We start from the raw sequence: 12,004 nt of genomic DNA, 5'->3' as shown, positions 1-12,004 counted from the left end.
GCGCAGGACGAACCTAACCCGCGAAGGTCCGGCGCCGGTTCCGCCGCAGGCTCAGCACGGCCAGGGCCAGGCACGCTGCCGTGATCAGCCCTGAGAACCAGGCCACCGCAACATCCAGCCCCCAGATGCCGCCGGCTGCACCGAGGCCCAGTACCGGGATGGCGCTGCCGAGGTAGGTGATGACGTAGACCGTGCTGATGATCCGGGCGTGCTCGGCCGCCTCCACGGCGGCGGCAACTTCGTTGAACACCACCCGGAACGCCATGCCTTGCCCGAAGCCGGCCATCAGGCAGGCAACGGCCAGGAGCACGAGGCTTCCGGTGGCACCTGCCACCGGAATCAGGGCGATGCCCGTGCCCATTGCGGCAAGTCCTACAGGTGCCGTGTAGCGGCCGCGGATGCCGGTCAGTTGGCTGACGGCCGAGGCACCCAGCGCCAGGGCTGCCAGCAGCCCGATGGCGGGCCGCCACGTGGTGCCGGCGATGGAGGAAAAGTAGGTGGGCGCCAGGGACAGGCAGAACCCGAAAGCCGCGAAGCTGAGGAACCCGGTGGTGGAAGCGATCCAGAACTGGGAACGGGCACGATGCGAGACAGCGGGTTTGCGCGGACGCAGCATGGCCAGCGGCCGGCCTTCCGGCAGGGAAATCGCCGGGCGGGCCTTCAGCAGGCACAGCGGAATCAGCAGTGCCGCCAGAACGGCCGAGTGGATGAGGAACGGCGTCAAGGTCGGCGCGGGCAGCAGCGACAAGAGCCCGCCGATCACGGGACCGGCCGCCACGCCGCCGGCCGAGACGAGCAGCGTGAACCGGGTGGCCCATTCGGGTTTATGCGGCAGCAGTTCGCGCAGGGCAGCCGAACTGGCACCGGTGGCCAGGGCCACCGAGGCTCCCTGGAGGGCGCGGCCGAGCATCAGGGCACCCACTCCGGTGGCGGTGCCGAAGATCAGCCCTCCGGCGAGGGAAACGACGCCGGCCACTACCAGCGCCGCGCGGCGGCCGATGTAGTCGGACCAGTGCCCCACCAGCAGCAGGCCGGCAACCAGCACCAGCACATAGGAGGTGAATGCCAGGGTGACGCCGAAGTACGACAGGCCCAGCGATTGGCCCAGCAGCGGATACAGCGGGGTCGCGAGGTTGGCACCGATCAGCAGCGTGCCCATGACGGCAATCGTGAGGACCAGCCGGGGCCGGATAGCGGCGTCCCACTCCTTCCGCCTTGTGCGGGCGGCGGGCTGCATACGCAGCTCACTGAGCACTGTCACGGGGCACATCCATCCTATTTGTAGCTAATGCCCCTATAGGATGAAGTATCGGCGAGCAGTGCCGCACACTTTAGGTGTTCTTTTGACTGATTCGCTCAATAAAGTCCTCAGTTGCTGACAGGAGCTGCGCTAGATGGCCAATCTGGATTCGCTGGACCGCCGGTTGCTGCTGGAACTGGTTCGGGACCCCCGCGCCCAGATCAGCGACCTGAGCGAGAAACTCGGTGTTGCCCGCAACACTGCCCAGAGCCACGTACGTCATCTGATGCGCAGCGGGGTGATCCGGAACAACGGCCGGGACGTTGACCTGGCCCAGCTCGGCTACGACGTCCAGGCGTTCGTCACCATCGAAGTGAACCACCGGGAACTCGACGGCGTGATTTCCGGGCTGCGGACCCTCCCCCAGGTGCTTGAAGTGCACGAGATTTCCGGACGCGGCGATGTCTGGTGCCGGCTCACTGCCACGGATACCCAGCAGCTGCAGCAGACCCTGCGCTCGGTCCTGAGGATCAAAGGAGTGATCCGGACGGAAACGGTCCTGGCCCTGCATGAACACATCCCGTACCGTACCGAACCCCTGCTGGGGAAACTGGTCCCGCCCACGGCCTGATCCTGCCGGGGACGGCCTGCCGCCGGTTACCCTCCGGCGTCGCGCAGCAGCCGCTGCGCCGTCTTCAGCCGGAGCGCGGCGTTCCGGGTCCGGCTTCCACCGTTCCCGGCGCGTGCACCGGCCACCAGGGTGAGTACGACGCCGGCCGCCCGCGCGTTCAGGGCCGCCGGGTCCACGGCGTCCTCAAAGACCCGGCGGTAGTCCGCCAGGGCACGGGCGAACTGGGCCTTGCCCGGATTGGCTGCGGCAAGGACGGCCAGATGCCCCACCAGGCAGGCCAGATCATCCACCCGCCGTCCCGGTCCCAGGCCGTCAACGTCCAGCATCCCGCTGACCGTTCCGTCGCTTAGCAGCACGTTGCCCTCGTGGAAGTCGCCGTGGACCGGTACCAGCGGTCCCGCCGGAGCGGATTCCACTGCTTCCCGGATGCTGCGGCCAAGGTCGAAAACGGCTGCCGCCTGCCCGGGGAGGACCGCTGCGGCGGCCGCGGCATAGTCCTCGGCGCGGTCCGCCCAGGACCGGCGCAGCGGCAGGTCCAAGGCGCCCTGCGGCAAGGCATCGAGCAGGTCCAGCAGGGCTTCCGGCCGGACCGGTGCGGGTCCGTCGCCGGCCAGTAGCCGGAACAGTGAGGTGCCGGGCAGTGCGCTGAGGATGGCAGCCCCGCGGGCTGCGGAACCCGGCAGCAGCTGCGGGGCCGGAACCCTGCTGTCCTCCAGCAGCCGGTGGCGCCGCCGCAGGGCGGGCAGCAGCGCCGGGGGGAGAAGCTTCAGATACACCGTGCGGCCGGGATGTTCGGCGCGGAGCACGGCCCGGCGCAGGGGCCGGTAGGCAACGAGGGAAAGCCGTACCGGGTCGTCTGCACCAAAGACGTCCCTGGCCACGGCGGTGCCGTCCGTTGCCCAGGGCAGGGATTCAAGCACCGGGTCATGGGGGTGGACCCATAGGTGCAGCTGCAGCCCGGCTATCCGTGCGGCGGAGGTTCCGGAACCGGCGGGAACAGTGCCGTCCGCAGTAGTGGCACCCAGATGCAGGGTGAGGTCCGCATCGCTCCGGCCTCCGCTGCTCCTCCCGGGCCGGCGGCACCGGACGCGGTACAGGGCGGAGACTGCCCCTCCGGGCCGGTGGTGGCTGCGCAGGTGTTCCCAGTGCTCAAGCTTCAGCCCGCGGGAACGGAGCACATCCTGCAGGGGTCCCCGCATCCCGGCGCTGCCGAGGACGGACACCGCGTCGGCTGCAGGCCGGGGGCGGCCCGGAAACCGGGTTGGCACGGACCCTGCCTTTGGTATCGCCTACGCCCGCCGGCGCTGCAGGACGTCGTCGAGGTTAATCTTGCCGGTCTCGGGACGTTCCTGCTGCACCGGCGCAGCCGGTGCAGCAGATGGACGCAGCGGAGTCTTCGCCAGGGGCCGCGGGGCTTCGGGCAGAATAATCGGCTCCGGTGCAGGCCGTTCGGCCTTGGGCGCATCGACGTACACCGGCTTGGGCAGCTCCACCGGCTGCCACGGGGTGGTGCTGGGCCGGGCGGGAAGGCGGACGGCGGGTGCCGTGGCGTTCACGTTTTTCTCCTCCGGTTCCGCCGCCGGGATGCGGGCCGGAACCGCGCCCGCCGCAGCAACGGTTTCCTCCGGTACAGGCGCGGACTCACGGTCGAAAAGAACCGTTTCGGGCTGCTGTCTGGTAACCGGCGCGTTGTCAACGGGCATCTCAGCCGGTACTTCGGCGGTGGCGCCGTCCTCCTCCTCGCGGGGGTCCGGGCCCATGGCGGCGCGGAACGCGTTGTCCACTCGGCGCCGGCGGTCACGGAGGGCCAGGGAACGGAGCGCCGCGACAACCGCGGCCGCTGCCAGCAGGCCGACGGCGGGGACGAACCAGGACACCGACGTGAAGGCTGCCAGGAACGTACCAATGACAACCGCCAGGACGGCGGCCAGACCGGCAGCTGCCAGGACGGTACGCCCGGTCCGGATGCGGAAGGCCGGTGCCGGCTGTGCCGGGGGTGCAGGGTGCTGACCGTAGACGTGCATAGACCCGCCCCCGCTGGGTGTGTTGCTGATGTTGTTCATGATGATCCTCTGGGACCCCTTGTCCGGTGAGGCGGGCGGGCGGATGGTAGTGGCGGACAGCTGATCTGCCGCGGGCGGTGCGGCTGCGGGCGGCGTCCGTGATGCTTTCCGTGCTGCGGAAGGTGTTGGCCGTCGGAGGAAAAACGGACCTACCCAGACCAGCCACAGCGCAACGGCAAGCGCCAGCACAAGCGAGCTGTTGAGCGAGCTGAAAATAGGGAAGTCCACACCTACGACGGTAGAAGCTCCGGGCCGCCGGTACCGGCATTGGGTCCGGTGTGTCGGCGTGTCCGGCGGGAAAATCGTCGGCTAGGCTTCGCGGCGGGATTTCCACCGGTTCAACAGGCCCTCCGGGACCTCCTCCGCGGTGAGCGCAAAGCTGCGGTGGTCGGCCCATTGGCCGTTGATATGCAGGTACCGCTCCCGTACGCCTTCATCCCGGAATCCAAGCTTTTCCACCACCCGCAGACTGGGTGCGTTCTCCGGCCGGATGTTGATTTCCATCCGGTGCAGGGCCAGGGCGGAGAAGCAGTGGTCGGTGGCCAATGCCACCGCCGTGGGCACGATTCCGCGGCCCGCCCTGCCCTGGTCCACCCAGTAGCCCAGCGTCGCCATCCGGGCCGATCCCCAGACAATCGTGGAGACGGTCAGCTGTCCCACAATCGCCGGCGGCCTGGACGGATCCTGCCGCTCCGTGATGAGGAACGGGAGAGCGGAATCCTGCCGTGCCTGGCGGTTGAGGCTGCGGACCATCTCGCCGTACGTCGGCGGTTCAGCGCCGGACACAGGATTACTGGCTTCCCACGGCCCCACCCAGGCGGCGTTGCGGGAACGGACTTCCGTCCATTCCCGCCGGTCCCGGTGCCGGATCGGCCGGAGGATGACGTCGTCACTCTCCAGGACCACCGGCCACCCCACCGATTCGCGCATCAGGAGTCAGTCTTCGAGCGTCCCGGTGAAGTCCTTGAGCCAGTCGCGCAGGGCCGGACCAAGATCTTCGCGCTCGGATGCCAGCGAAACCACTGCCTTCAGGTAGCTCAGCTTGTCGCCGGTGTCGTAGCGGCGGCCGCGGAAGACCACGCCGTAGACGCCGGAGCCTTCACCCTCGCCGGCAGCCAGCGTCTGCAGCGCATCCGTGAGCTGGATTTCCCCGCCCCTGCCCGGACCGGTTTCCTCGAGGACGCCGAAGACCGACGGGTGGAGGACGTAGCGTCCGATCACGGCCAGGTTGGAAGGCGCGTCGGCGACGTCGGGCTTTTCCACCAGCTTGTTGACGCGGACGTAGTCCTCGCCCTCAACCACGGAGATATCCGCACAGCCGTAGGCACTGATCTGTTCCGGATCAACCTCGATCAGGGCAACGACCGAACCGCCGGTCTTTGCCTGGACCGCGACCATTTCCTCCAGCAGATCGTCACGGGCATCGATCAGGTCGTCGCCGAGCAGGACCGCAAAGGGTTCGTCGCCGACGTGCAGCTTCGCCCGGAGCACGGCATGGCCCAGGCCCTTGGGGTCGCCCTGGCGGAGGTAGTGGATTTCGCCCAGCTCCGAGGCAGCCCGCACCATCGCGAGCTTTTCCAGGTCTCCCTTGTCCTCCAGGGTCTTTTCGATGAAGGGAACCCGGTCGAAGTGGTCCTCGAGGGAACGCTTGTTCCGCCCGGTGATCATAAGAATGTCCGGCATGCCCGCGTTAACGGCCTCTTCCACCACGTACTGGATGGCGGGCTTGTCCACCACCGGCAGCATTTCCTTCGGCATGGCCTTGGTGGCGGGGAGGAAGCGCGTACCCAGGCCGGCGGCGGGAATTACGGCTTTGGTTATGGAGGGGCGTGAGGTCGTCATAGTCGTAAGCGTACCTAAGAGGTCTCAGATTGCACCAAATAAGCATTCTTATAGGGACAATGGGCGTATGCGTGCACTAAACAAGGATCAGGCCAGAAAGGATTTCCTGCGCCTGCGCCGGGAAATGACGGCGGCCGAAAGAGCGGAAGCATCCAGCGCACTTGCCCGCACCGGACTGGCCAGGGTTCCGGAACTGGCGGCACCGGGCGGCACCGTTGCCGGGTACCTGTCCGTGGGGACCGAACCGGGAACCGAAGCATTGCTGGCGGGCCTGTGCAGCGCCGGCTACCGCGTTGTGGTTCCGGTCTGCGAACCGGATTACAGGCTGTCATGGGCTGACTGGACACCCGAAACCGCGCTGGTGCCGGGAATGTACGGCTCCCTCCGGGAACCGGCAGGACCCCGCTACGCCGCCGCCGAGCTGCCCGCACTCGGCCTCATATTGGTTCCGGCGCTGGCAGCGGATTCCGGCGGAGGCCGGATGGGCAAGGGCGGCGGCTACTACGACCGGTTCCTGGCGCAGCTGCGTGCGGACGGCAATCCCGCGCCCGCTGCCGCAGTGGTCTTTGACCACGAATTCGTACCGGCCGGCACCTTTGAAACCACTCCCCTCGATGCGGCAGTGGACGCCGTCCTCACACCCTCGGCCTGGCGGCAGGTGCCCCTGGACCCCATGTATACTTAGCACTCGAGGCTTGAGAGTGCCAGCCTGAGAGAGTGCCAAGGAGGATCACCAGAGTGCCCACGTATGCCTATGCCTGCAAGGACTGCTCCCATTCGTTCGATATCCAGCAGTCCTTCAGTGAAGATTCCCTGACGGTCTGCCCGGAGTGCGGCGGCCGCCTGCGGAAGAAGTTCAACAGCGTCGGAGTGGTCTTCAAGGGCTCCGGTTTCTACCGCACCGACTCCCGCGACTCCTCCTCCACCGTCCCGGCTGCTCCTGCCAAAACGGACGGCTCCGCCGCTGCGCCGGCCGGATCGTCTGCTTCTACGCCTTCCCCTGCTCCTGCCGCCGGTTCCGGCACCGCACAGTCCTGAGTCCAGGCACCGGCAGTTCCTCCCGGAGCCCGCTCACTGCTCTGGCCACCTTGCCTCCACACCGGCGTTTCCCGCTGCGCGCGGCTGACGCCTGAACGGATTCCTGAACCGCAGCCACTGCCGCGGAGGCATCCGCGGCTAGCGTGACGGCATGCCTTTCCCCCGCTTCGCCGCCCGGCAATTCGCCCATCAGGGCAGGCGCTCCGTTTTTGCGGACACCGCCTCAAGGCTCCGCCGCTTTGCAGTGCGCCATCGCCGCCTGCTGGCAGCCCTGGCGTGCTGCGCCGCCGCCGGATCCGCCGTCGAGGCGTTGGTCCCGGAGACCGCCGAACGGTCCGTCATGGTCCGCGCCGCCCGCGACCTGCCCGCCGGCGCGGTACTTGATGCCGCCTCCCTGGAGACGGTCCGCCTGCCCGCCGAGGCCATTCCACCGGGTGCGCACGAACAGCCGGAAGCCCTTACGGGCCGGCGTCTTGCTACCCCGCTGCTGAGGGGCAGCCCGGTCACGGAGGTCTCGCTGGCCGGCACCGGACTCCTGGCGGGTTCTCCTCCGGGTACCGTCGCCGTGCCCCTGCGTCCGGCGGATGCTTCCGTCCTCGACCTGCTCGGACCGGGGCAGCTGGTTACCGTTGTCGCGGGTGCAGACAGCACGTGGGGCGGCACCCCTGCAGGACCTTCGGAAGTGGACGGAAGCGGTGCGGGTGTCCTGGCCGCCTCGGTGCCGGTGCTGTGGGTATCCGGCGGCGACCCGGGCAGCGGCTGGCCCGCCAACGGGGGCGGCGAAGGCTTGGTGGTGGTGGCTGCCGGCGAGGACGACGCCGCACGCCTCACTGCGGCGTCCGGGGCCGCCGGGGTCTATCTGGTCCTGACGGACGGCTAGGTCCCGGCCTGTGCATAGGTCCCGGTCTGTTCGCAGGTCCCGGCCTGTGCGTGGAGTCCAGTGTTCGTGGAGTCCGGCCTGTGTGGAGTCCGGGCGGCCTAGCCCCAGTGCGGGGGCCGCTGTTCCCGCAGCCAGGCCTCGGTATCGTCGGGGCTGTCACCCCAGGCCCGGGGATCGTCCTCCTTGGCGGTCACCGGCAGGAGCCCGGCCGCACCGCCCCGACCGGCGGAAACAGCCCTGCGATTGCCCCGCCGCCGGGGGCTTCGCCGGGTGTCGACGGCGGAATTACTGTCCGCGGACCCGTGCTCCCCCGCCGCCGTGCCGGCGGATTCCCCGGCTGCGGCGGGTTTTTCCGCCGCAGCCTTCCCGGCCACCGGTTCTTCAGTCATCGGTCACTCTCCTGCAGTGTCCTCCGGGTGAGGTGCCGATCGGCGTTCACGTACCCTGCTGCTTCCATGCGGGGTCACCACCACGCGCTCGGATTCCCCGGCTGCTGCTGCACCGCTTTCGGCCGCGTCCGCACTGCGCGGCACCGGCTTCTGCCCCACGGGCGGATCCGGCAGCTCGAGGTATCGGCTGACGAGATCCGCACAGGCGGACGGGTCGCTGAAGACCTCGATGGTCCACAGCGGCATGTACCGCCAGCCGCGGCGTTCCAGCAGCTGCGGCCGGAGCCGGCTGCGTTCACGGACGGACATGGCCCGGTACCGTTCGGTACCGTCGGATTCAATGGCCAGGGGCGCCGGCGTGCCTGCCGGACCTGCGGAATGCGGGGCTGCGGCAACGATGTCGATCGCGCCGTCATAGTGGTCCCAGACCTTGGCCCCGCGCTCACGCAGGCGGCCCACCAGATCCGCGACCAGCGGATCCTCCTCCATGATGCCTCCAGCGGCGGGAGCTTCCTCCCGCACCGTTTCCGGATCGAGCTCACGCTTAATGAGTTCATAGAAGTCCAGGGCGCCGTAGCCCAGCCGCGTCCGATCCAGGTCCGCGGGCTGGAAGCAGGTCAGTACGTGCTGCTTGTAGCGCGCCCGGGTCATGGCCGTCACGAACTTCTTGCGTCCGTCGGGCGCCGACAGCGGGCCGAAGTTATGCAGCGCACGGCCATGCGGGGTGCGGCCGAAACCGAGCGAGAAGATCACGCAGTCCCGGACCATGCCCACGGCCCGGTCCACCGGGACAACCCGGAAGGATTCGGCCTTTGCCGTGAAGAAATCGGCGGCCCAGGGGAAGTTTGCCATCTGCACGCGGATCGCCTCGGCCACGCGTACGGCGTGGCGCGGGCTGGCGGTGATGACTCCGAGGGACTGGTGCGGGCGGCGGCGGATGTGCTCGAAGACAAGGTCAACCACGCGGTTGACCTCCGCCGCCACGCTTTCCACCCCTTCATGGTCGGCGCTGGGCATGCCGGTGCCGTCGGGCAGGTATTCCACGGAGAGCGCACGGTGGCCCGTGGTGACTTCCTCGGCGCTCGGGACCATGGAGAGGCGTCCGCCGTAGAAGGACTCGCTGAGCTGGCGCAGGAGCGCTTTGTCGGTGCCCCGGTACACGGTGGAGAGGGAACGTGTGGGCAGGACCCGTTCCAGTGCTTCGAAGGCACTGGGCAGTTCCACATGCTGGGCTGCAGCGCCGGCCGGTTCCACGCCGATCGTGAACGGCCGGGGTCCGCCCAGGCAGCTGTCACCGAAGGCAACCACCTGCGACGCGCGGGCCAGTGCCGGAACCGCCGACTGGAGGCTGGTGGACTCGGCGTCGAGCAGGACAACGGTGTCGAAGCGGCGGTGTTCCGGCAGCACCATCGGCAGCACCAGGGGGCTCGCCGCCCAGACCGGGAGCAGGGAGGACACGAGTTCCTCGGACTGCCGGCTCAGGCTCTCCAGGGACAGATCGCCGTCCTTGATCAGCTCGCGCAGGTCCTCGGCGGCACCCCGCGAGGCCTGGACCCCGGAACGCCAGCGCGAAGCCAGGCTCCAGCGCAGGCGGGCGGCACCGGAGGCAATATGGGCGTTGTCCGCCAGGCGGTACTCGGCTTCCAGCCGGCGCAGGCTGTTGCCGTCCGACATGGCCAGGTAGTCGTCCCCGCTGATCATGGCTTCGAGGGCGGACTGCCACCAGGCCAGTTCCAGCTCGTAGCCGACGTGGCGGGGCTGGACCTCGCGTGCGCTGAGGTCGTCGAGGAGTTCCCCGAGGCCCTGGGCTCGCATCTCGTCCAGGAGCAGGGTCCGCTCCGGCAGCGTTTCCAGGGTTTCCCGGTCGCCGGCCAGCTGGCTGAGCTGCTTCTCGAGCTCATCCAGCGGCAGGGACGCCAGATCGGGGTGGAGCGGGGTTTCGGCCAGGATGCCGGTAAGCGTGTCCAGCTGGCGCTTCACCAGCAGGTAGGAGCGGTTGATCTCGGCCAGGCCCGTGGGTACCGAGGGGTGGCGCTGCGTGGTGGCGTAACGCGTCCAGACGGCACGCTGCTGCTGGACTTCCGCCAGGGACGCATGCAGGTCCGAAATGTGCACGCCCGGCCGGACATATTCCTTGGCCACGCGCCGCAGGCGGGAGCGGGTCATGGAGCTCATGTCGATGCCGCGCTCGCGCCGCCAGGACGACGACGCCGTTGCGGAGATCAGGTCGGTTACCGGGCGGTCGAAAATGTCCGGGGTGAACTTATCCAGGCTCTCCCGCACGGCTACGAGCAGTTCCAGCTGCTCGCCCCACTGGGCAAACGTCTCACCGAGGCGGATTTCCGAATGCCCGGCCACGTCCTGCACCTTGGCGCGCAGCGCGGGCAGGTCGGCGGCAAGGGTCTGGGTCAGCGCATACGCTTCTTCCGTTTCCTTGCGGTTGAGCAGTTTGGCGCCGTACCACGGGCTGGTGGTTGCCGCCCGGCTGAAGCTGCCCAGTTCGGCGGCCCGGCGGAGCCGGCCGGTGAGTTCGGTGCGGTCGGTGATGCTGTCCAGGACGCTCCGCTTGAGCCGGACGGTGGTGGCCGGCGCAGGATTCATCGAGGTCAGCTCGGCCAGGGACTGCATCGCCTGGTAGGGCGAGCAGCCCCAGCGGCGGCGGACGTTATGCAGCGATTTGACGTGGTCGCGCAGCTGGTGGCGGTTTTCGAGCAGGACCTTGTGCAGGCTCTGCAGTTCCGGTGCCTGCGCCTTTTCGTTGCGCACGATGGCACGGACCAGCTGGTCCTTCAGCTGCTGCTGGGTCAGCCCGGCATTGACCTGCAGGATCAGGGAGCCGAGCTGCATCGCGTCCAGTTCGGAGACGAACTGGTTGAGCGTGCTGCGGCGTTCCGCCACTACCAGGACGGACTTGCCGGCGTTGGCCAGCGCCGCGACGGCGTTCAGCGCGGTCTGCGTCTGGCCGGTGCCGGCCGGCGCGGAGACCACCAGCGACTGGCCTGCATTGACCAGGTCCAGGACTTCCTGCTGCTGGCGGTCGGCGTCGAGGATGAGCAGTTCGTCCGCTGGGTCGCGCTCGTCCAGTGACGGCAGGTCCAGCGGCTCGGGCTCGGCGGGACCTGCTGACCCGTCCCGTGCAGCGTCAATCAGGGCACGGAGGATCGGGTGGGCGGGATCCAGGGCAGGATCCTCGCTGAGATCCGACAGATCGGCGAAGGTCGAGACCAGCAGCCGGTGTTCAATGTTGATGCCGCGGACGCTGCCGGTCACCGCACGGAGCTTCTCCAGCACCGGATGGGGATCGAAACGGGCGGTGCCGTACGCCAGGCGGGTGAGCGCCTCGACATCGATATCCAGGCCCTGCTCATTCTGCAGATGCCGGACCAGGGCCGGGTTAAGGGCCGCCTTCTCGGTCAGCTGCAGCTCGTAGTCGTCCTGCGAGGCGTGGACCGTCAGGGCGACGGGGGTCAGCAGCACCGGCGCGGTCAGGGACTCGGGCCGCAGTGCTTCATCGGAGGCGTAGCGCCAGGATGCCGTGCCCGCAGCCATGTAGCCGACGTCGATACCGCGGTCGGTGCCCAGCTCGTAGATTTTGGCGCGCAGCAGGCGCCCGGCCTTCATGGCGGCACCGTACTGGTCGGGATCGCGCAGGAGGGTGGACAGGCGGGTACGGCGGCCGGCCAGCAGCTGCGCCAGGCCGGAGGGATGCGCGTGCGTCAGGTCGATGCTGTTGGCTGCGGACGGCGTGAAATGGAGCAGTGTGTCCGTTCCGGCGTGCTGTCCCAATTGTCCCAGCCACGGCAGCAGGAAGTCCGAGGGATTCTCCCCGGTATTCTGCTCAGACACTAGTGCCCTCTTTTCTGCACTTCCGCGCGTTCTCGACCAAATTGGCATACCTTCAAAACTATCGCGTCGGAGCGG

11 protein-coding genes are annotated in these 12,004 nt (G+C 68.6%); 4 read left to right on the top strand and 7 right to left on the bottom strand.

Annotated features, from left to right (window positions below; all coding sequences use genetic code 11):
* Positions 1-13 precede the first annotated feature (13 nt).
* Positions 14-1,261 carry an MFS transporter gene (locus AC5RT8_RS12920; RefSeq protein ID WP_494096104.1) on the bottom strand — a complete coding sequence of 416 codons (1,248 nt, stop codon included), beginning with the start codon at positions 1,259-1,261 and terminating at the stop codon, positions 14-16.
* 133 nt (positions 1,262-1,394) lie between these two features.
* Here AC5RT8_RS12920 and AC5RT8_RS12915 point away from each other — a divergent pair, with 133 nt between their 5' ends.
* Positions 1,395-1,871 (top strand): Lrp/AsnC family transcriptional regulator, encoded by a 477-nt coding sequence (locus tag AC5RT8_RS12915; RefSeq protein WP_494096103.1) that lies wholly within the window; start codon positions 1,395-1,397, stop codon positions 1,869-1,871.
* A gap of 26 nt (positions 1,872-1,897) precedes the next feature.
* Here the strand turns inward: AC5RT8_RS12915 and AC5RT8_RS12910 are convergent, their stop codons facing one another.
* The 4 genes from AC5RT8_RS12910 to galU form a co-directional block, all read right to left on the bottom strand.
* Positions 1,898-3,139: a phosphotransferase gene (locus AC5RT8_RS12910; protein WP_494096102.1), complete on the bottom strand. Its 1,242-nt coding sequence runs from the start codon at positions 3,137-3,139 to the stop codon at positions 1,898-1,900.
* 21 nt (positions 3,140-3,160) lie between these two features.
* Positions 3,161-3,934: a hypothetical protein gene (locus AC5RT8_RS12905; protein WP_494096101.1), complete on the bottom strand. Its 774-nt coding sequence runs from the start codon at positions 3,932-3,934 to the stop codon at positions 3,161-3,163.
* Between the two features lie 309 nt (positions 3,935-4,243).
* The gene (locus AC5RT8_RS12900) at positions 4,244-4,864 is read right to left on the bottom strand and encodes a GNAT family N-acetyltransferase (RefSeq protein ID WP_494096100.1); all 621 of its coding nucleotides are present in this window, start codon (positions 4,862-4,864) and stop codon (positions 4,244-4,246) included.
* A gap of 6 nt (positions 4,865-4,870) precedes the next feature.
* Positions 4,871-5,776: a UTP--glucose-1-phosphate uridylyltransferase GalU gene (gene galU / locus AC5RT8_RS12895; RefSeq protein ID WP_494096099.1), complete on the bottom strand. Its 906-nt coding sequence runs from the start codon at positions 5,774-5,776 to the stop codon at positions 4,871-4,873.
* A 67-nt stretch (positions 5,777-5,843) separates the two neighbouring features.
* On the opposite strand from galU, the gene AC5RT8_RS12890 reads away from it, so the two are divergent.
* The 3 genes from AC5RT8_RS12890 to AC5RT8_RS12880 all read left to right on the top strand — a co-directional run bounded on the left by AC5RT8_RS12890 (position 5,844) and on the right by AC5RT8_RS12880 (position 7,694).
* On the top strand, positions 5,844-6,461 hold the full coding sequence (locus tag AC5RT8_RS12890) for a 5-formyltetrahydrofolate cyclo-ligase (protein WP_494096098.1): 618 nt from the start codon (positions 5,844-5,846) through the stop codon (positions 6,459-6,461).
* Positions 6,462-6,514: 53 nt separating this feature from the next.
* Entirely contained in the window at positions 6,515-6,814 is a 300-nt protein-coding gene (locus AC5RT8_RS12885; RefSeq protein ID WP_494096097.1) for an FmdB family zinc ribbon protein, read from the top strand.
* Between the two features lie 151 nt (positions 6,815-6,965).
* Positions 6,966-7,694: an SAF domain-containing protein gene (locus AC5RT8_RS12880; protein WP_494096096.1), complete on the top strand. Its 729-nt coding sequence runs from the start codon at positions 6,966-6,968 to the stop codon at positions 7,692-7,694.
* 98 nt (positions 7,695-7,792) lie between these two features.
* On the opposite strand, the gene AC5RT8_RS12875 is transcribed toward AC5RT8_RS12880, so the two are convergent.
* Both AC5RT8_RS12875 and AC5RT8_RS12870 read right to left on the bottom strand, forming a co-directional pair.
* Complete coding sequence (locus AC5RT8_RS12875; protein ID WP_494096095.1) at positions 7,793-8,083, bottom strand: hypothetical protein; 291 nt, start codon at positions 8,081-8,083, stop codon at positions 7,793-7,795.
* Between the two features lie 3 nt (positions 8,084-8,086).
* A complete protein-coding gene (locus tag AC5RT8_RS12870) occupies positions 8,087-11,929 on the bottom strand; it encodes an AAA family ATPase (protein WP_494096094.1) in 3,843 nt (1,280 codons plus the stop codon).
* Positions 11,930-12,004: the final 75 nt, after the last annotated feature.

Source organism: Arthrobacter sp. Ms25 (genome assembly GCF_059090365.1).
Note: the sequence above shows the minus strand (reverse complement) of the source record. Positions and strands in the feature narration are given on the sequence as shown.

Bases quoted from the DNA above. Each gene is read 5' to 3' on its own strand.
- AC5RT8_RS12915 (WP_494096103.1), top strand. From the start codon at position 1,395: ATGGCCAATCTGGATTCGCTGGACCGCCGGTTGCTGCTGGAACTGGTT.
- AC5RT8_RS12905 (WP_494096101.1), bottom strand. From the start codon at position 3,934: ATGAACAACATCAGCAACACACCCAGCGGGGGCGGGTCTATGCACGTC.
- AC5RT8_RS12900 (WP_494096100.1), bottom strand. From the start codon at position 4,864: ATGCGCGAATCGGTGGGGTGGCCGGTGGTCCTGGAGAGTGACGACGTC.
- galU (WP_494096099.1), bottom strand. From the start codon at position 5,776: ATGACGACCTCACGCCCCTCCATAACCAAAGCCGTAATTCCCGCCGCC.
- AC5RT8_RS12890 (WP_494096098.1), top strand. From the start codon at position 5,844: ATGCGTGCACTAAACAAGGATCAGGCCAGAAAGGATTTCCTGCGCCTG.
- AC5RT8_RS12880 (WP_494096096.1), top strand. From the start codon at position 6,966: ATGCCTTTCCCCCGCTTCGCCGCCCGGCAATTCGCCCATCAGGGCAGG.
- AC5RT8_RS12875 (WP_494096095.1), bottom strand. From the start codon at position 8,083: ATGACTGAAGAACCGGTGGCCGGGAAGGCTGCGGCGGAAAAACCCGCC.